General features: G+C 64.5%; 20 protein-coding genes. 9 read left to right on the top strand and 11 right to left on the bottom strand.

The genetic code is table 11. The features are described from left to right. Positions 1–13 precede the first annotated feature (13 nt). Together rnhB and AU465_RS31340 are read right to left on the bottom strand one after the other, a co-directional pair. Positions 14–712, bottom strand: coding sequence for a ribonuclease HII (rnhB, locus tag AU465_RS31335; RefSeq protein ID WP_192256611.1), 699 nt, complete (start codon positions 710–712; stop codon positions 14–16). 254 nt (positions 713–966) lie between these two features. Then, entirely contained in the window at positions 967–2121 is a 1155-nt protein-coding gene (locus tag AU465_RS31340) for a PA0069 family radical SAM protein (protein WP_192256613.1), read from the bottom strand. A 149-nt stretch (positions 2122–2270) separates the two neighbouring features. On the opposite strand from AU465_RS31340, the gene AU465_RS31345 reads away from it, so the two are divergent. Together AU465_RS31345 and AU465_RS31350 are read left to right on the top strand one after the other, a co-directional pair. Then, on the top strand, positions 2271–2774 hold the full coding sequence (locus AU465_RS31345) for a glycosyltransferase (protein ID WP_192256615.1): 504 nt from the start codon (positions 2271–2273) through the stop codon (positions 2772–2774). A gap of 186 nt (positions 2775–2960) precedes the next feature. After that, entirely contained in the window at positions 2961–3935 is a 975-nt protein-coding gene (locus tag AU465_RS31350; RefSeq protein WP_192256617.1) for a hypothetical protein, read from the top strand. A 16-nt stretch (positions 3936–3951) separates the two neighbouring features. Here AU465_RS31350 and AU465_RS31355 read toward each other — a convergent pair whose 3' ends face one another. From AU465_RS31355 to AU465_RS31385, 7 genes are all read right to left on the bottom strand, one after another. Further along, the gene (locus AU465_RS31355) at positions 3952–4404 is read right to left on the bottom strand and encodes a GFA family protein (protein ID WP_192256619.1); all 453 of its coding nucleotides are present in this window, start codon (positions 4402–4404) and stop codon (positions 3952–3954) included. A 96-nt stretch (positions 4405–4500) separates the two neighbouring features. Then, positions 4501–5052, bottom strand: coding sequence for a molybdenum cofactor biosynthesis protein B (moaB, locus tag AU465_RS31360; RefSeq protein ID WP_192256621.1), 552 nt, complete (start codon positions 5050–5052; stop codon positions 4501–4503). After that, entirely contained in the window at positions 5052–5933 is an 882-nt protein-coding gene (locus tag AU465_RS31365) for a 4-(cytidine 5'-diphospho)-2-C-methyl-D-erythritol kinase (protein ID WP_192256806.1), read from the bottom strand. The genes moaB and AU465_RS31365 overlap by 1 nt, the downstream gene beginning before the upstream one ends. A 26-nt stretch (positions 5934–5959) precedes the next feature. Then, on the bottom strand, positions 5960–6145 hold the full coding sequence (locus AU465_RS31370; RefSeq protein WP_040971812.1) for a membrane protein: 186 nt from the start codon (positions 6143–6145) through the stop codon (positions 5960–5962). An 83-nt stretch (positions 6146–6228) separates the two neighbouring features. Further along, positions 6229–7086 (bottom strand): S49 family peptidase, encoded by an 858-nt coding sequence (locus tag AU465_RS31375; RefSeq protein WP_192256623.1) that lies wholly within the window; start codon positions 7084–7086, stop codon positions 6229–6231. 107 nt (positions 7087–7193) lie between these two features. Then, positions 7194–7988, bottom strand: coding sequence for a tRNA1(Val) (adenine(37)-N6)-methyltransferase (locus AU465_RS31380; protein WP_192256626.1), 795 nt, complete (start codon positions 7986–7988; stop codon positions 7194–7196). Continuing rightward, positions 7988–8212, bottom strand: a complete 225-nt coding sequence (locus AU465_RS31385) for a putative signal transducing protein (RefSeq protein WP_059186744.1) — start codon at positions 8210–8212, stop codon at positions 7988–7990. The genes AU465_RS31380 and AU465_RS31385 overlap by 1 nt, the downstream gene beginning before the upstream one ends. Positions 8213–8374: 162 nt before the next feature. Between AU465_RS31385 and AU465_RS31390 the strand changes: the two genes are divergently transcribed. From AU465_RS31390 to AU465_RS31410, 5 genes are all read left to right on the top strand, one after another. Then, entirely contained in the window at positions 8375–9388 is a 1014-nt protein-coding gene (locus AU465_RS31390; RefSeq protein WP_192256808.1) for a polyprenyl synthetase family protein, read from the top strand. Positions 9389–9496: 108 nt separating this feature from the next. After that, positions 9497–10162 carry a GntR family transcriptional regulator gene (locus AU465_RS31395; protein WP_192256628.1) on the top strand — a complete coding sequence of 222 codons (666 nt, stop codon included), beginning with the start codon at positions 9497–9499 and terminating at the stop codon, positions 10160–10162. Positions 10163–10366: 204 nt separating this feature from the next. Then, positions 10367–10975, top strand: a complete 609-nt coding sequence (locus tag AU465_RS31400) for a biotin transporter BioY (protein ID WP_192256630.1) — start codon at positions 10367–10369, stop codon at positions 10973–10975. Further along, complete coding sequence (locus AU465_RS31405; protein ID WP_192256632.1) at positions 10972–11391, top strand: DUF1284 domain-containing protein; 420 nt, start codon at positions 10972–10974, stop codon at positions 11389–11391. The genes AU465_RS31400 and AU465_RS31405 overlap by 4 nt, the downstream gene beginning before the upstream one ends. A 189-nt stretch (positions 11392–11580) precedes the next feature. Next, positions 11581–13359, top strand: a complete 1779-nt coding sequence (locus AU465_RS31410) for a tetratricopeptide repeat protein (RefSeq protein ID WP_192256634.1) — start codon at positions 11581–11583, stop codon at positions 13357–13359. A 61-nt stretch (positions 13360–13420) separates the two neighbouring features. On the opposite strand, the gene AU465_RS31415 is transcribed toward AU465_RS31410, so the two are convergent. Continuing rightward, positions 13421–13882 (bottom strand): GNAT family N-acetyltransferase, encoded by a 462-nt coding sequence (locus AU465_RS31415; protein ID WP_192256636.1) that lies wholly within the window; start codon positions 13880–13882, stop codon positions 13421–13423. A 169-nt stretch (positions 13883–14051) separates the two neighbouring features. Here AU465_RS31415 and AU465_RS31420 point away from each other — a divergent pair, with 169 nt between their 5' ends. Then, positions 14052–14996 carry a glycine--tRNA ligase subunit alpha gene (locus AU465_RS31420; protein WP_192256638.1) on the top strand — a complete coding sequence of 315 codons (945 nt, stop codon included), beginning with the start codon at positions 14052–14054 and terminating at the stop codon, positions 14994–14996. On the opposite strand, the gene AU465_RS31425 is transcribed toward AU465_RS31420, so the two are convergent. Beyond that, positions 14993–15175 (bottom strand): hypothetical protein, encoded by a 183-nt coding sequence (locus AU465_RS31425; protein ID WP_192256640.1) that lies wholly within the window; start codon positions 15173–15175, stop codon positions 14993–14995. The genes AU465_RS31420 and AU465_RS31425 overlap by 4 nt on opposite strands. Positions 15176–15396: 221 nt before the next feature. On the opposite strand from AU465_RS31425, the gene glyS reads away from it, so the two are divergent. After that, positions 15397–17550, top strand: a complete 2154-nt coding sequence (gene glyS, locus AU465_RS31430) for a glycine--tRNA ligase subunit beta (RefSeq protein ID WP_192256641.1) — start codon at positions 15397–15399, stop codon at positions 17548–17550. Positions 17551–17659 lie beyond the last annotated feature (109 nt).

The following is a 17659-nucleotide window of genomic DNA, read 5'->3' on the forward strand; positions in this document are numbered from 1 at the left end:
TATCGATGTCCGCTCATTCCAGCCCGATCAAGCCTTCTTCCTCTTCCGCCACCTCAACCCCACCCAGCCGGAACGGCGCGAACGATGCCCGGTGCAGTCTTGCCACCGGTCCATGCGCTTCGATCGCGGTGCGGTGCCGGATCGTCGCGTAGCCCATATGCATTTCGAAGCCGTAATGCTCGTGATGGCCGCCGCAGCCGCACATCATGCGGTCGCGCATCACTTTGGCGACGATCGATGCGGCGGCGATCGATTGTGAGCGCTGGTCGCCCTTGATCAGTGCGCGGCCCTCGCAGGTGAGGCCTGGCGGCACGTCGCGACCGTCGGCTAAAGCCAGTTTCGGCTGCAGCGACAGGCCGGCGGCGGCGCGGCGCATCGCTTCCAGGCTGGCTTTCAGAATGTTGCTGCTGTCGATGCCTTCGGCGCTGATCGAGGCCATCGAGACGCTGAGCGCCGAGCCCAGGATTTTGAGGAACAGCGCCTCGCGCTGCAGACGGGTGAGGCGCTTCGAGTCGTCGAGCCCCTCGGGAATGTTGGCTGGGTCGAGCACCACGGCCGCCGCCACAACCGGACCGGCGAGCGGCCCCCGGCCAGCCTCATCCATGCCCGCGACAGGCCACAGCCCGTCTGCCATCGCCTTCGTCTCGATGGAGAAGTCGGGTTTCTCGACCATTTCAAAGAGAAGCGGAGAATCGGAACGCGCGCGAGCCATAGTGCGGGCCAGGTTCGCATCGGCTCCGATTCTCCGCAAGTCCCTCCGGGTCGGATGGGGCGTCGGACCGGGAGGGCACCGTCTCACGGCCGGGGGACAGGGGCCGGACGGGGTTCTTGAGCAATTCCAGGAAAATTACACAGCGGCTTTTCCGTTCGGAATTGCGTAAAAACAAATACTTAGCGGGTCGCAATCCGGGCGGAAAACCCGTTCTCCCGAGTTGCTTGGCGCCGGCCTTTCGGCCGGCACCGTCTTCACAGCAGCATCAACTGTTCGCCGGCGCCGGAGCCTGCGACGAATTGGTCGGTCCGAAGCTGCCGCCGCTCGGCATTGAGGCCGAGCCGCTTAGCGGCGATCTCGAAGCGCCGGCCGATCTGCCAGGCATAGGGTCCGGCGCCCTTCATGCGCTTGCCCCATTCCGAATCGTAATCCTTGCCGTCGCGCATCGAGCGGATCAGCGACATCACATGTCGGTAGCGATCCGGATAATGGCGCAAGAGCCAGTCCTTGAAGATCGGCGCCACCTCGAGCGGCAGGCGCAGCACGACATAGCCGGCTTCCCTGGCGCCGGCGGCACGCGCCGAATCGAGGATACGCTCCATCTCCGGATCGTTGAGGCCTGGAATGATCGGCGCCACCATCACCGAGGCGGGGACACCGGCATCCGAAAGTTGCCTTATCGCCTCCAGCCGCTTCGTCGGCGTCGACGCGCGGGGCTCCATCGTCCTTGCCAGCATGCGGTCGAGCGTCGTCACCGACAGTGCCACCTTGGCAAGGCCGCGTTCGGCCATGCGCGACAGGATGTCGATATCGCGCGTCACCAGCGCCGACTTGGTGACGATGCCGACCGGATGGCCGCGCGCCTCCAGTACTTCCAGGATCTCGCGCATGATCCGGTACTGCTTCTCGATCGGCTGGTAGGGGTCGGTGTTGGTGCCGATGGCGATGGTGCGCGGCTGGTAGCCGGGCTTCGACAATTCCCTGTCCAGCATGCGTGCCGCATCCGGCTTGGCGAAGAGCTTCGATTCGAAATCGAGCCCCGGCGACAGGCCCATGAAGGCATGCGTCGGCCTGGCGAAGCAATAGACGCAGCCATGCTCGCAGCCGCGATAGGGGTTGATCGAACGGTCGAAGGAAATGTCCGGCGATTCGTTGCGCGTGATGATGGTGCGCGGCTTCTCGACCTGCACCTCCGTCTTGAACGGCGGCAGTTCTTCCAGCGAGTTCCAGCCGTCGTCGAACACATGCCGGCTGACCGGCTCGAAGCGGCCGGACGGATTGATGCCGGCGGAGCGCCCGCGGTTGCGATCCGGCCGCACGCGCATGCCGCTCTGTTCCATCATCGCATTTGCCATTTCGGCCCTGCCTGCTCCGAAAGCGGCAATGTCGGCGCGCACGATCTGTTCCATTTTCGCCCTCTCCCAGGGACCGTCGGCAGGCTGTCGAATCGCTCTGTTCATGAAACTATTCCTATTTTGCCGATGAGAACAAAGCAAGAACTTTTTCGGCTGGGATGCGCAACTGGCGCAGCGCCCGGCTTTCCGCTATTCGGCTAGGAATGCTCAGCGTTCTCATCGAAACCCGGAACGACGAAGAGGGCCTTGCCCGCACGCTCGCCTCGCTGATCGGCGGCGCGGTCGAAGGTGTGGTACGCGACGTCATCGTCTGCGACGCCGGCTCGACCGACCAGACGCATCGCGTTGCCGAGCACGCCGGCTGCCACTATGTGGCCGGCAGCATCGCTACCGGCATCGGCCAGGCCAAGGGCGACTGGCTGCTGTTCCTCGAGCCTGGTGCGCGGCTGGCCGAGGGCTGGATTGACGAGGTCGTCGCCCACACGGCAAGGCAGACCATGCCCGCGCGCTTCGCGCGCGCCCGCGCCAACCGCACGCCGTTCCTGGCACGGGTCTTTTCAGGCAAGCGGACGCTGGCCGAAGGCCTTGTCATCAGCAAGCGACAGGCCGCGGCGCTCGCGAAAAGCGCGCGCAGCGCCGAAGCCCTGGCGCGCGGGCTGGCGACCAGAAAGCTGAACGCGGAAATCTGGGTCGCGCCGCCGAAGTAACCTATCCTTCCTCGTTGGTGGACGAGAGCGATGCCGCACTTTTTATATAAGACGATTTTAATTGTGCATTGCACAAAATCTGCCGTGAAGTTAGCATTCCTTTGACGCGGGACAATCGGGTTTGGGTAATGCCAGAGCGGTAAGCGGCCGACGATTCGAGGCTGCCGCGCATATCTGAGGAACCCAATGAATCCTGCTACGCCTGACAAATCCGGCACTCCCAGCCTGGAGGCCATTGCCCGCAACGGCAGCCTGCTCCGCCGCATCGCGGTGCGCATCCCGACCTACATGACGGACCTTCGCGAAAACCCCGCCTGGCTGCCGATGTTCATGCTGGCGCGCACCATGCCCGGACGCCGCATGCACTGGCTGGGCGCCAAACGAGCCCGCCCGCTGGAGAATGCGGCAGAGACGATGTTCACCGGCATCGATCGCGGGGCGGTGGTTGAGGCGTTGCGTTCTGACGGACTGTTTTCGGGCTTCATGCTGCCGCCGGCGATTCATGAGGAGATCGCCGCTTTCGCGCAGCGCACGTCCTGTTTCGGCAATTTCGACCGCCGTCTCGAATTCATGCCGGGCGAGCATGACGAGGCGGAAAAGCGATTTGGCCGCTCGCTGCTCAGCGGGCACTATTTCGAGCGCATCCTCGATTGCCCGGCGGCGCTTGCCATCCAGAAGGATCCGCTGCTTCTCGACGTCGCCCGGCATTATCTCGGGGGCCAGGCCAAGTTGATCACCACGCGCGTCTGGTGGAGCTTCCCGACCGGCAAGGCCTCAGACGCCGACAAGAACCTCGCCTCGCTCGGCAAATACCATTTCGACCTCGACGATTGGCGGATGCTGAAGTTCTTCTTCTATCTTTCGCCGGTCGACGCGGGCACCGGCCCGCACGTCTATGTCCGCGGCAGCCACAGACGCCGCGCACTCAAGCACCAACTGACGCTGCTGGTCGGCCACGCTGCGGAAGAGGTGCTGGACGTCTACGGTCCGCAAAGCCCCGTCACGCTGACGGGCGAGGCGGGTCTCGGCTTCGTCGAGGACCCGTTCGGCTTTCACATGGGAACGGTGCCGGCGCACACACCACGGCTGATGATGGAAATCGGCTTCGGCGTCTCGCGGCCGTCGCGCCGCCGCTTCCACGGCGAGCCGGTCATCCGCTAGAGCCGGACCTTGCCGGTCAAATCCCCTGAATCGCGACCGGCATCCAGGCGGTACGTCGCCTGGCCAGGCGCTGCTCGCGGCTTTCGGCGTCGTAGCGAACCGGGATCGGTTCGCGACAGAATTGCTCGCGGTCGTCGAGCGCGTTGACGATGACGATCGCCCTGGCGTCGTCACCATCGCCGGCGATCGCCGCGACATAGACGCCGCATTCGCGGCAGATGAGATAGTCGGCGGTGCGCAGGCCGAAGCGGTAGACCTGCAGCCGCGACTTATCCTCGACCGAGACGATCAGCTTCCCGTTCGGATCGGCGGCAGCACGCGACCCATGCCGGGTGCAGAACGAGCACTGGCAAGCGCGGATTTCCATTCCGGCCGGATCGAGCGCGGTGGAGAAGCTCAGGCGGATGTTGCCGCAATGGCATCCGCCGCTGTGAACGGTGATGGCATTGTCCCTTGTTTCACAGCACAAGGTACTTTGCCCGCATCGGCTTCGGAATGGCGCCTCGAAGGCGGGAGCGCCATTCCGCTTGCAAACCGGATGCCGATTGAATGTTTTGCCTGCGGTTTATGAGGCAGGCTTGCCGCCGCGCCTGAGATGCTCGTCGAGGCGCGGCATGATCTCGACGAAGTTGCAGGGCATGTGCCTGTAGTCGAGCTGTGCCTTGATGATACCGTCCCAGGCGTCCTTGCAGGCGCCGGGCGAGCCGGGCAGCACGAAGACGAAGGTGGCGTTGACGACACCGCCCGTCGCCCGGCTCTGGATCGTGGAGGTGCCGATCTTGTCATAGGAAATGCGGTGGAAGACTTCGGAAAAACCGTCCATGCGTTTTTCGAAGATCGGCTCCAGCGCTTCCGGGGTGACGTCTCGTCCGGTGAAGCCGGTGCCGCCGGTGGTGATGACGACATCCACCGCTTCGTCTTTCGACCACGCGAGCACTTTTTCGCGGATCTTTTCGCGATCATCGGTGACGATATCGCGGGCGGCCAATATGTGGCCGGCCTCCACGATGCGGTCGGCCAGCGTCTGCCCCGATTTGTCGTCGGCGAGGCCGCGCGTATCGGAAACCGTCAGCACCGCGATGCGCACCGGGATGAAGGGCCGGCTCTCGTTGGCCATCAGTCGGCCTCCATGCTGCGCGTCGCCGCGACGAACCAGCCGGGATGGCGGCCTCGGATCTCGATCGCGGCGCGCTTGGCGACATTGCCGGTCTCGAACAGGCCGAAACAGGTGGCGCCGGAGCCCGACATGCGGGCGAAGGCCGCGCCTGCCTTCTTGAGCGCCTTGAGCGCTTCGCCAACGGTCGGCTGGATGGCTTGAGCGGAAGGTTCGAGATCGTTGCGGGTCGTCTCGAGCCAGTTGCGGATGGTGTGGAAATCCAGACGGCCGGGCAAGGGCGGCAACGCCTCGTTGTCGCGCCTGGAAAGCGCCTTGAACACCTCGGGCGTCGAAACCGCAACACCCGGGTTGACCAGAACCAGCGCCAGCGCCGGAAAGCCCGCCAGCGGCGACAATTCATCGCCGATGCCGCGCGCAATGAGCGGCTTTGCCTCGAGGCACATCGGCAGGTCGGCGCCGAGCGACAGCCCGATCCGCGTCAGTCCGGCTTCGTCGATATCGAGGTTCCATAGGTGCGAAAGGCCGTTGAGCGCGGCGGCTGCGTCACTCGATCCGCCGCCGATGCCCGAGGCGATCGGCAAATTCTTCTCCAGCCGGATGGCGACCGGCGGCGTCCGCTGCGCCCCGGCTTGCCGCCGCAAGACGTCGCGGGCCTTGATCACCAGATTGCCGTCATCGAGCGGCACGCCGGCGGCGAAGGGGCCTGACACCGAGAATTCGTCACGCTCGGCCGGCCCGATCTGCAGCCGGTCGCCGAAGCGCGTGAACACGGCAAGGCTGTCGAGCAGATGGTAGCCGTCCGCACGCCGTCCGGTGACATGCAGCGCCAGGTTGATCTTGGCAGGCGCAAGCCATGTCCGGGACTTGGCCTCGGGCTCCAGAATTTCGGCTGCTGGCGAGATGACGCTCAGTCCTTGGCCAGACGGTATTCGCCGGTCTTCGGATCCTTGACCAGCGTGCCCATCGTGCCGTTGGCCGCTTGTTTTTCGGTGCGCCGGATCTTGGCCGTCACGCGCTCGGCCTCGCGGATGAAAGCGCGATAGCCGAAATAGGCGGCGGCGCCGACGACAACGAAGAAAATGATCTGCGGCATCTCAAAACTCCTCCCGCGACTGCGCGGCAAGGCCAGCCGTATGGGGCCGGTCAGGCGTTATGCTAGACGCAATCATGGCTTTTTCAAAGCCTGAAGCGCGCCCACAGCGCGCGCTCTTCCGCCGCATCGATGATGCCGCTGGCGGCGGCCGCGGCGATGTCGGGCGCCGAAAAGCGCGAGCCGAACAGGCCGAAACGGCCGAAAAGGCCGCGCGGCGCGGTGATCAACTTGAGCTCCGTCTTGTCGCCGAAACGGGTCTTGAGCACGCTGCGCATGTCGCCCAGCGCATCGACCAGACCGAGCTCCAGGCCCTTCTTGGCGGTCCAGAACAGGCCGGTGAACAGGTCAGGATCGTCCTTGAGCTTGGTGCCGCGCCGTTCCTTGACGAGATCGATGAAGGTCTCGTGCACTTCGAGCTGCAGCGCCTTCAGCCGCTCGACGTCTTCCTTCTTCTCCGGCTTGAAGGGGTCGAGCACGGCTTTGTTTTGGCCCGCGGTGTGGACGCGCCGCTCGACGCCGATCTTCTTCATCAGTTCCGGGAAGCCGAACGATGCCGAGACGACGCCGATCGAGCCGACGATCGACGACGGGTCGGCGAAGATCTCGTCGCCGGCGACCGCGATCATATAGCCGCCGGAAGCCGCTACGTCCTCGACGAAGACCAAGACCTTCTTGTTCTTTTCCGCCGCCAGGTCGCGGATGCGCTTGAAGATCAGCCGCGACTGCACCGGCGAGCCGCCCGGCGAGTTGATCGAAATCGCAACCGCCGGCGCGTCGAAGCCGAACGCCTTTTCGATAACGCCAGCCGTCGAAGCGAGCGACAGGCTCGGCCGGAACTGGCCGCCGCCGGGCAGGATGGTGCCATGCAGCCGGATGACGGGAATGGTGACGACAGTCGAGCGCCAGGATTTCGGCAGCAGGCGGTTGAAGAGGCGTTTCACGAAAGCTTGTCTCCGCAAGAGGTGCAAGAGCAAGGTGGGACCTCATCCTTGCTCCCGGCATGTAGGAATTCGCCGGCCAACGGCAATGCCGCATTGCCGGCCTCTGATCAATCGCCGAACAGCGACGCCAGCCCATTGTTGATCATCTCGGTCCGCTCCGTCGGCCCATTGCCGGATGGTCCGTGCAAGGTCAGCGGTGGCCGGATCGACAGTTTTCCGCGCGCGCCGAGCACCGCCCTGACGATGATGCGGATCGCCGCAGCGTCCGGGCGAGGGTGGACGCACAGCATCTCGGCGTCGCCGAAGCGGCCTTCGATCGCATCGAGGATGGCGACGAGCTGCTCGGGCCGGACAATCGCCGCCAGCCCGCCGCGCGGCTTGACGACGGCGGCCGCACTCCTGATCCAGCGCTCGAACAGCCCGTCCTCCGTGACATGCGCCTCTCTGCGCAGCGCATCCGGCGTGGCGCGATCCTCCGCAGCATTGAAGGGCGGGTTCATGATGACGAAGTCGAACGAATTGTCGGCAAGCCCGGCCTCGGCCCGCGCCTTGCCGGCGAGCGTGACATCGGCCTTAAGCACCGAGGCGCGGCCGCCGAGATGCGCATTGCCCGGATGCGCAAGCGTGGCGGCGGCAAAGGCCGCCATCTCGGCAGAACGCTCGACCAGAACAGCGTGTGCCGCAGGGCAGCGTGACAGCATGGCAAGCGCGGCCGCACCGGCGCCGGCGCCGAAATCGGCGAGCCGGCCGGAAAAGCCGGACGGCACGGCCGCCGCCAGCATCATGGCATCCATGCCGGCGCGGTGGCCCTGCCGTGGCTGCACCAGCCAGAAGCGCCCGCGATGAAAGGCATCGACCGTATGGGCCGGCGTGTCCGGGGCGAGGGCGGTTGATGCTGCCATTATTTCCGGCGGATCTCGTTCTCGATGCCGGCATCCTTCAGGATGCGCCGCGCCGCATCGGCCTTGTCGGCATCGACCATGATGCGCCGAGGCAGGATGCCGATCGATCCGTCGAGCACGCTCATGTTCTGGTCAGCCACGAAGCAGGCGATGCCGGCGTCGCGCATCAGCGATTCGACGAAGGAGATGAGGACGGCGTCGTTGGTGCGGACGAGTTCAATCATGGAATGAAAATCGCAGGTTGCGGCGTTCATGTAAACGTCGAGGCAGACCGGCGCCAGCAAAGCCGCGCCAATTCGCCTCTTGCCGTGCGCGGTTGTGCCGACCTAGAGTCCCATCGGGACCAGGGTGTTGTCGTGCGCGTCAATGAGACGGGAGTGATCGTGGTGGGTGTCGTTCTGAATATCGAGGGCAAGCGGGAACCTGCTTCCATCAAGGATCTCATCGATCTGACGGCAGCCGATATGGGACGCGTCAACGAGCTGATCCTGTCGAAGGCCGGCTCCGACGTCGAGATGATCCCCGAGGTCGCCAACCACCTGATATCGTCCGGCGGCAAGCGGCTGCGGCCGATGCTGACGCTCGCCGCCGCCCAGATGTTCGGCTATGCCGGCGAAGGCCACGTCAAGCTCGCCACCGCGGTCGAGTTCATGCACACGGCCACGCTCCTCCATGACGACGTCGTCGACGAAAGCGCGCTGCGCCGCGGCAAGAAGACGGCGCGCATGATCTGGGGCAACCAGGCGAGCGTGCTGGTCGGCGATTTCCTGCTCGGCCAGGCTTTTCGCATGATGGTCGAGGTCGGCTCGCTGGAAGCTTTGGACATCCTGTCGAGCGCCGCCTCCATCATCGCCGAGGGCGAGGTGATGCAGCTTGCCGCCGCCAAGAATTTGGAAACCACCGAGGACGAGCATTTCGCCGTCATCAAGGCCAAGACCGCGGCGCTGTTCTCGGCCGCCGCGGAGGTCGGCCCGGTGATTGCGCTCGCCTCCCGCAACGACCGCGCGGCGCTGCGCTCCTACGGCATGAATCTCGGCCTTGCTTTCCAACTCATCGACGACGCGCTCGACTATGGCGGCTCCAGCAAGGATCTCGGCAAGAATGTCGGCGACGATTTCCGCGAGGGCAAGGTGACGCTGCCGGTGATCTTGGCCTACCGGCGCGGCACCAAGGCCGAGCGCACCTTCTGGAAGCGCGCCATCGAGGACAATGTCGCCGACGATGCGGGGCTCGAAAAGGCGATCGGCCTGATGACCCGCCACGGCGCCATCGCCGACACGATCGGCCGCGCCCGTCACTTCGGCGAGATCGCCCGCGACGCCTTGGCGCCGCTGGAGGCGACGCCGCAGAAGTCGGCGCTGATCGACGTCATCGATTTCTGCATCAGCCGCGTCAACTGAGAGCCTGCCCACCTCCTGGCGCTTGCCTGGCGTCCGCTGGGAAGGGCGCCTGTGAATCTCGTTCCGGCCGTCTCGACAAACGGCCTCTGCGCAAATTATCTATAAAATATGGCCAATACAGAGGACACGATCGCCGTCCGCATCAGCAAGGAATTGGCGGACCGCATCATTTCGGGTTCGATCGAGCCCGGCTCGCGGCTGCGCCAGGACCATGTCGCGGAGGAATTCGGCACCAGCCACGTCCCGGTGCGCGAGGCCTTCCGCCGCCTCGAGGCGCAAGGCCTGGCGATCAGCGAGCCGCGCCGCGGCGTGCGTGTCGCGGCTTTCGACCTCGGCGAGGTCAGGGAAGTGGCCGAGATGCGCGCCGCGCTCGAGGTGCTGGCGCTGCGCCACGCCGCCCCGCATCTGACACCGGCGATCCTCGATGAGGCCGAGGAGGCGACCAAGGCGGGCGACAAATCCCGTGACGTCCGTTCCTGGGAAGAAGCCAACCGGACCTTCCACCGGCTGATTTTGGCGCCCTGCAACATGCCGCGACTGCTTTCCACCATCGACGACCTGCATGCCGCAAGCGCCCGCTTCCTGTTCGCGGCCTGGCGCTCCGAATGGGAAACGCGCACCGACCAGGATCACCGCGCGATTTTGAGCGCGCTTCGGCAAGGCAACACGGAATCGGCCGCCGCCACGCTTGGCCGCCATGTGCAATGGATCGGCCAGAAACCGGTCAAGACCGCCTCCGGCAAGACCCGCGACGCCTTCGCCATCGTTGGCTAGCGATAACGCAGACTCAAGCTATGCTTCTGCGCTCTATCGCCGCCAGATGTCGGCTTTGGGAATCCCAAATCACCCCGAATGGCTCAGCCTCACCGCTCGTCGATTTGCGTTTCCGCGATAGATGCTTGCCATCTCTGCAAAAATATGAATTCGATAATAGATCGAATGCAGAAATTATCTATAATTTCAACCAGGGACATCACCGTGACAAACATCGCCGTTTCGACCCGCAAGCCCTCCTTCAGCCCGCTCAGGCTGGATAGTCGCTCCGTTGGCTGGAAGGCCGGCGCCGTCATTCTCGGTTCGCTGTTCCTGGCGCTGTCGTCCTACATCGAGGTGCCGATGGTGCCGGTTCCGGTGACCATGCAGACCTTCGCCGTGACGCTGGTCGGCGCGCTCTATGGCTGGCGGTTCGGCGCGCTCACCATCGCGGCCTGGCTCGTCGAGGGTGCCGCGGGCTTCCCGGTTCTGGCCGGCGGCGCTGCCGGCGTGCAGCATTTCGTCGGCCCGACCGGCGGCTATCTTTTCTCGTTCCCGATCGTCGGCGCGGTTGTCGGCTGGCTGGCCGAGCGCGGCTGGAACGGCAATCGAGTGATGCTTGCCTTCGCCGCCATGCTCATCGGCAATCTTCTGTGCCTGGTTCTTGGCACGGCCTGGCTCGCAGTCATGATCGGCGCCGAGAAGGCGATCACCTTCGGCTTCCTGCCGTTCATCGTTGGTGGCTTGCTGAAGTCGGCGCTGGGCGCCGCGACGCTGAAGCTCTTCTCGACCTATCGGGCCGAGCCGCGCGACCGCTCGTCCGAGACGCGATGACCATCAGGCTGCGCGCCCACCATCTGCTCTGCCTTCTGACCTATGTCGGCAAGGGCTACTCGCCCGCCTTCATCGCCAATTACGAAAAGGTGGTGAGGCGGCTGGGCGAGGGCGAAGAGGTTCTGATCGTTACCGGGCCGGACGACATCTGCGCCCCGATGCTCGACGAGCCCGCCGAGCCACATTGCCTGCGCGAAAGCGCGGCCGAGCGGGACGGGCTCGCGGCGCGCGATGTCGGGGCTCTTCTCGGCCGGCTGGTCCAGGCCGGAGAGCGGTTCGTGCTGGACGCCTCCAGCCTGGCGCGGATGCGGAAGGCGTTTTCCTCCGGCCTGACGCGCCAGGCGTGCTTAGGCTGCGAATGGTCCGACCTGTGCAGCACGGTTGCCGGCAGCGGATTCCACGATACGCGCCTTTAGGCAACGCTGGCCTGTCGGTCCCGCGCCGGACTTTTTTGGCGCGCGGCATCGTTTTTTAAGCCGGATGATTGCATTGTGATTCGCGCCGGATTGAAGCCTGACCCCAAAAAGGCCATGCTTTGTCTGGAAAAGATCGAGTCTGTGGGCGGTCCGCCAAGGGCGGGATCGCGTCTGGCTGAAAGGGATACAATGCGGCAAGGACGTGCGCGCTGGCTGACAAGGCTGGCATTTTTGACGGGTGTGGCGCTTTCGGTGCTGCCTGCCCATGCCAAGGAAAACGCCCAACCGATCCAGATCACGTCCTTTTCGGGCGCCTATCTCGCCGCTCATATCGCCGAAAGCGACAACGATCTCGACAATGCCATCGCCTACTACAAGCAGGCGCTGGCCTTTGGCCCCAATGATACCGAGCTGCAGCAGAGCCTGATGCTGGCGCTGGTCGCGCAGGGCCGCTTCGAGGAATCGCTGGTCTATGCCGACAAGCTCAAGGAAGTGCCCGATGTCGAGCGCTTCTCGCGCCTGGCGCTTGCCGTCGATTCCTTCCACAAGAAGGATTACGCCAAGGCCCAGTACTGGCTGAAGCTGTCGCTCGAATCCGATCTCGACCGGCTGCTCTCGGGCGTCATGGACGGCTGGGCCAAGGAAGGCGCGGGCGATGCCTCCGAGGCGATGGCTTCGATCGACAAGCTCAAGGGGCCGGACTGGTTCGGCCTGTTCAAGTCCTTCCATCGCGCGCTGATCGCCGACGCCGCCGGCCTTTCCGACAAGGCCGATGAGATCTACGCCGCTACCCTGGCCGACACGGCCGCCGGCGGCTCCGCGCCCGAGACGTGGATGCGCAACGCCCAGGCCTATGCCTCGTTCCTCGCCCGCAAGGGCGATAAGGCAAAGGCGATTGCGGTACTGAACCAGGCCGAAGCCTTCGCGCCGGGCAAGCTCGAAATCACCACGCTGCGCGACAGGATCAGCAAGGGCGACAAGATCGAGCCTCTCGTCGCTGGCCCGGCGGACGGCGCGTCGGAAATCCTGCTCGATCTCGCCACCGCGCTCAACCGTGGCGGCGGCGAGCCTTTCGTGCGGCTCTATCTGCAATATGCGCTGGCGCTGAAGCCGGACAGCGACGCCGCCCTCGTGCAGCTCGCGGCCGTCGCCGAGCAGTTGAAGGACGGCGAAGGCGCGATCGCGCTCTATCGCCGCATTCCGGCCTCCTCGCCGTTGAAGGAGCTCTCGGAGCTGCAGCTTGGCCTGAACCTTGCCGACATCGACCGCCACGACGAGGCGATCGCCCATCTCAAGGGCTATGTCGATGCGCATCCGACCGACATGCGCGGCTACCTGGCGCTTGGCGGTGTCTACTCCTCCAAGGAGGACTATCGCTCGGCCGCCAATCTCTACGACAAGGCCGCAGAGGAGCTGAAGACGCCGACCGCCGCCAACTGGAACATCTTCTACCAGCGCGGCATCGCCTATGAGCGGCTGAAGGAATGGCCGAAGGCCGAGCCCAATTTCCGCAAGGCGCTGGAGCTGCAGCCCGACCAGCCCCAGGTTCTGAACTATCTCGGCTATTCCTGGGTCGACATGAACATGAACCTCAAGGAAGGCCTGGCGATGATCCAGAAGGCCGTGGATCTCAGGCCAAGCGACGGCTACATCGTCGATTCGCTGGGCTGGGCCTATTACCGCCTCGGCCGGTACGACGACGCCGTGCGCGAAATGGAGCGCGCCGTGTCGCTGAAGCCGGAGGATCCGGTCCTCAACGATCATCTGGGCGATGCCTATTGGCGCGTCGGCCGCAAGCTGGAAGCGACCTTCCAATGGACTCAGGCCCGTGACCTGAAGCCGGACCCGGACGTGCTTGCCGCCCTGCAGCAGAAGCTGCTCAAGGGCCTGCCGCCGATCGAATCCAACACGGCGCAGGAAACCCCGAAGGTCAAGCCGGTCCCGCCGACAGCGCCGCCGAAGGGTTGAGATTTCGCAATCAAGCATTTTTGCGGGGCCTTTTGGCCCCGCAATTCTTTCAGCAGCTCTGTCAGAACAGCTTTCGGTAGACGACGAACCCCGAGCGCTCGCCGATCTTGTCATAGAGCTGCATGGCGGTGTGGTTGGTCTCGTGCGTCAGCCAGTAGACGCGGCCCGACCCGGCGACCCTGGCGCGCTCATAGACGCCTTCGATAAGCGCCCTGCCGACGCCCTGGCCACGCGCGGCCTCCGAGGTGAAAAGATCCTGCAGATAGCAGTTCGGCGCGATCGCCGTGGTCGAGCGGTGGTAGAGATAGTGAACGAGGCCGAGAAGCCTGCCGTCGCGCTCGGCCACCAGCGCATGCACGGGCTCATAGGCATCGAAGAATCGCGACCAGGTCATTTGGGTGATCTCGCCGGCAAGCGCTGTCTCGCCCGAGCGGCCGTAGAATGCGTTGTAGCCGTCCCAGAGCGGCAGCCACTGTTCGTAGTCTTGCCGGGTGACGGGACGGACGGTGAGCTGACCGGGCATGGCGGAACCTTTGTCGTTACGGCTCACGCGAGCAAACGGCCAGTGTGAACCGCCTGCAATGGGCCAGCCGCCGGCAAAGCGTTCAACCTCTCCGTGATGCGGCGCTGCCTTGACGCTAGCCGGCCCGGCAACTAGGGAATGCCCAATCCCAGCGCTTTCCGAGGCCGCCGTGACCATCGAGATTCCTGCCCATATGCATCCCAGCCGCTCTTTCCAGGGGCTGATCCTGACCTTGCACAATTACTGGGCGGCCTATGGCTGCGTCATCCTGCAGCCCTACGACATGGAAGTCGGCGCCGGCACCTTCCATCCGGCAACCACCTTGCGAGCGCTCGGTCCGCGTCGCTGGAATGCAGCTTATGTGCAGCCGTCGCGCCGGCCGAAGGACGGCCGTTACGGCGAGAACCCGAACCGGCTGCAGCACTATTATCAGTATCAGGTGATCCTGAAGCCGAACCCGCCGAACCTGCAGGATCTCTATCTCGGCTCGCTCGAGGCGATCGGCGTCGACCCGCTGCTGCACGACATCCGCTTCGTCGAGGACGACTGGGAAAGCCCGACGCTGGGCGCCTGGGGCCTCGGCTGGGAGTGCTGGTGCGACGGCATGGAAGTGTCGCAGTTCACCTATTTCCAGCAGGTCTGCGGTATCGAATGCGCGCCGGTGGCGGGCGAGCTCACCTATGGGCTCGAGCGCCTCGCCATGTATGTGCAGGGCGTCGACAATGTCTACGACTTGAACTTCAACGGCCGCGAGGGCGCCGACAAGGTCACCTATGGCGATGTCTTCCTGCAGGCCGAGCAGGAGTATTCGCGCCACAATTTCGAATTCGCCAACACCGCGATGCTGCTCCGGCATTTCGAGGACGCCGAGGCCGAATGCAAGGCGCTGCTTGCCGCCGGCGCGCCGGCGTCGAACGACAATCTGGCGGCGCATCGCATGGTCTTTCCCGCTTACGACCAGTGCATCAAGGCAAGCCACGTCTTCAACCTGCTCGACGCCCGCGGCGTGATCTCCGTTACCGAGCGGCAGAGCTATATCCTGCGCGTGCGCAATCTGGCCAAGGCCTGCGGCGAGGCGTTCCTGCAGACGCAGGCGGGCGGTCTGGCGGCTTAACCCAGCACAGCTTTTGCGATTTCGGCGGCGACGGTCAGCGGCAACGCGCTTTGGCTGCTTGCGGCATCGATCGTGCGCAGTGCTTGCCTCACGCCAGGCATCGAGAACGTGCCATGCATCTGGGCGGCGAAGCAGGCGCTGAGCGCCAGGATCTGCAGGGTTCTCGATGCCGTCTTCATCGTCGTTCAGCCAATAGTTCTCTGCCTGAGCGTTGGTCGCTTCAGCGCTGCGTTCGGTTCATGGGAATTTCTGCTCCTAGGACGGGCAGGTTCGCTTCTTCCCGACAGCCAGCCGCAAAATTTCCGGAAATCGATCAAAAAGGGGATCCGCATGCAGGGTGACAGCGGCCGGCCGAGTTGCTATGCCCCGCGCGGACATTCCTGCCGCAAGAGCCCTGTCGATGCCTGACCTGCTACTGGAACTTCGCTCCGAGGAAATCCCCGCCCGCATGCAGCGCAAGGCGGCGGGCGATCTCAGGAAGATGCTGACCGACGGTCTGGTCGAGGCGGGCCTGACCTACGAGGCGGCGCGCGAATACTGGACGCCGCGGCGCCTGGCGCTCGACATCCGCGGGCTGACGGCGCGCTCGAAGGACATTCGTGAGGAGATCAAGGGGCCCTCGACCACGGCGCCGGAGCAGGCGGTGCAGGGTTTCCTGCGCAAGGCTGGCCTTGCCTCGATCGCCGAGGCGCATGTCCATTCCGATCCGAAGAAGGGCGACTTCTACGTCGCCCACATCGCGAAGCCGGGCAGGGCGGCGGAGGAGATCATTGCCGAGCTGGTGCCGGGCATCATCAAAAACTTCCCCTGGCCGAAGTCGATGCGCTGGGGGCCGGCCTCGGCCAACCCCGGTTCGCTGCGCTGGGTGCGGCCGCTGCAATCGATCGTCTGCACCTTCGGCCCGGAGACCGAGGAGCCGGTGGTGGTCGATTTCGAGATCGACGGCATCCGCTCCGGCAACGTCACCTACGGCCACCGCTTCCACGCGCCGGGTCCGATCACGGTTCGCCGTTTCGACGACTACGTGGCCAAGCTCGAAGCGGCGAAGGTCGTGCTCGATGCCGACCGGCGCAAGGAGATCATCCTCGCCGACGCGCGCAACGTCGCCTTCGCCAACGGGCTCGATCTCGTCGAGGATGAAGGTCTGCTGGAAGAAGTGTCCGGCCTGGTCGAATGGCCGGTCGTGCTGATGGGCGAGTTCGAGCAGGATTTCCTCACCATTCCGGCCGAGGTCATCCGGCTCACCATCCGTGCCAACCAGAAGTGTTTCGTCACCCAGCCGCAAGGCGCGGGCGAAGACCTCTCCAACCGCTTCATCCTGGTCGCCAACATCGAGGCGAAGGACGGCGGCAAGGAGATCGCCTACGGCAACGGCAAGGTGGTGCGCGCACGCCTTTCCGATGCGCTCTATTTCTGGAAGACCGACCAGGGCGATTTGCCGGATCTCGACCAACTCGTGGAATCGGCGGCAAAGTTCGACCTGGATCTGAAGAAGCCGCTCGACCAGCGCATGGCGCGGCTCGATCACCTCAATGTCACCTTCCACGCCAAGTTGGGCACGCAGGGCGCAAGGGTCGCGCGGATCAAGCGCCTGGCTGAGGAGCTGGCTCCGGTCGTCGGCACCGATCGCGCGCTCGTCGCCCGCGCTGCGGTGCTTGCCAAGGCCGACCTGCAAACCGAAGTGGTGGGCGAGTTTCCGGAACTTCAGGGCGCGATGGGCCGCAAATATGCGCTGCTGCAGGGCGAGCATTCATCGGTGGCCGCGGCCGCCGAGGAGCACTACAAGCCGCAAGGCCCGTCCGACCGCGTGCCGACCGATCCGGTGTCGGTTGCCGTCGCGCTCGCCGACAAGCTCGACACGCTCACCGGTTTCTGGGCGATTGATGAAAAGCCGACCGGCAGTAAGGACCCGTTCGCGCTGCGGCGGGCAGCGCTCGGCATGGTCAGGATCCTGATCGAGAACCGCATTCGCCTGGGACTGACTTCGGTCTTCGCCAAGGCCTTTGCGGACTTCGCCAACGGTACCGGTCAGATATCCGACCTGCTTGCTTTCTTCCACGATCGTCTAAAAGTCTATCTTCGCGACCAGGGCGCGCGGTACGACCTGATCGACGCCGTCATCACCCCGCAGTCCGACGACCTTCTGCAGATCGTTCGTCGTGTCGAGGCGCTCGGCTCTTTGCTCGACACCGAGGACGGCAGGAACCTGCTGGCCGGCACCAAGCGCGCAGCTAACATCCTGGCCGCCGAGGAGAAGAAGAAAACGCTGGTCGCCGAGACTGTTGAGCCGGCACTATTCCGTGAAGACGCGGAAAAGAAGCTGTTTTCCGCGGTGAATCAGGCCGAGAAGGAAGCCGGCAAAGCGATTCAAAAAGAAGATTTTTCCACCGCCATGCTGACACTTAGCGTGTTACGCGAGCCCGTTGATTCATTCTTTGAAGGCGTTCTCGTGAATGATGAGGACCAGGCCGTGCGCGCCAACCGCCTGGCGCTGCTTGCCCGTATCCGCGCCGCCACCGATCAGGTCGCCGATTTTTCAAAAATCGTCGGCTGACGACCCGAAAAATCGCACGTTCGAAGCCGCCTGCATCCGCTAGGATGCGGGCGCGTTTCAACAATTTGGCATCCGAAATTTAACGCGCCGGAGCCGGCTTACAGTCATA

This window comes from Mesorhizobium silamurunense, from assembly GCF_014843905.1.
Classification (GTDB): domain Bacteria; phylum Pseudomonadota; class Alphaproteobacteria; order Rhizobiales; family Rhizobiaceae; genus Mesorhizobium; species Mesorhizobium silamurunense.

Bases quoted from the DNA above. Each gene is read 5' to 3' on its own strand.
- AU465_RS31425 (WP_192256640.1), bottom strand. From the start codon at position 15,175: ATGAAGACGGCATCGAGAACCCTGCAGATCCTGGCGCTCAGCGCCTGC.
- AU465_RS31380 (WP_192256626.1), bottom strand. From the start codon at position 7,988: ATGGCAGCATCAACCGCCCTCGCCCCGGACACGCCGGCCCATACGGTC.
- AU465_RS31385 (WP_059186744.1), bottom strand. From the start codon at position 8,212: ATGATTGAACTCGTCCGCACCAACGACGCCGTCCTCATCTCCTTCGTC.
- AU465_RS31410 (WP_192256634.1), top strand. From the start codon at position 11,581: ATGCGGCAAGGACGTGCGCGCTGGCTGACAAGGCTGGCATTTTTGACG.
- AU465_RS31370 (WP_040971812.1), bottom strand. From the start codon at position 6,145: ATGCCGCAGATCATTTTCTTCGTTGTCGTCGGCGCCGCCGCCTATTTC.
- AU465_RS31395 (WP_192256628.1), top strand. From the start codon at position 9,497: ATGGCCAATACAGAGGACACGATCGCCGTCCGCATCAGCAAGGAATTG.
- AU465_RS31415 (WP_192256636.1), bottom strand. From the start codon at position 13,882: ATGCCCGGTCAGCTCACCGTCCGTCCCGTCACCCGGCAAGACTACGAA.
- AU465_RS31405 (WP_192256632.1), top strand. From the start codon at position 10,972: ATGACCATCAGGCTGCGCGCCCACCATCTGCTCTGCCTTCTGACCTAT.
- moaB (WP_192256621.1), bottom strand. From the start codon at position 5,052: ATGGCCAACGAGAGCCGGCCCTTCATCCCGGTGCGCATCGCGGTGCTG.
- AU465_RS31340 (WP_192256613.1), bottom strand. From the start codon at position 2,121: ATGGAACAGATCGTGCGCGCCGACATTGCCGCTTTCGGAGCAGGCAGG.
- glyS (WP_192256641.1), top strand. From the start codon at position 15,397: ATGCCTGACCTGCTACTGGAACTTCGCTCCGAGGAAATCCCCGCCCGC.
- rnhB (WP_192256611.1), bottom strand. From the start codon at position 712: ATGGCTCGCGCGCGTTCCGATTCTCCGCTTCTCTTTGAAATGGTCGAG.
- AU465_RS31350 (WP_192256617.1), top strand. From the start codon at position 2,961: ATGAATCCTGCTACGCCTGACAAATCCGGCACTCCCAGCCTGGAGGCC.
- AU465_RS31345 (WP_192256615.1), top strand. From the start codon at position 2,271: ATGCTCAGCGTTCTCATCGAAACCCGGAACGACGAAGAGGGCCTTGCC.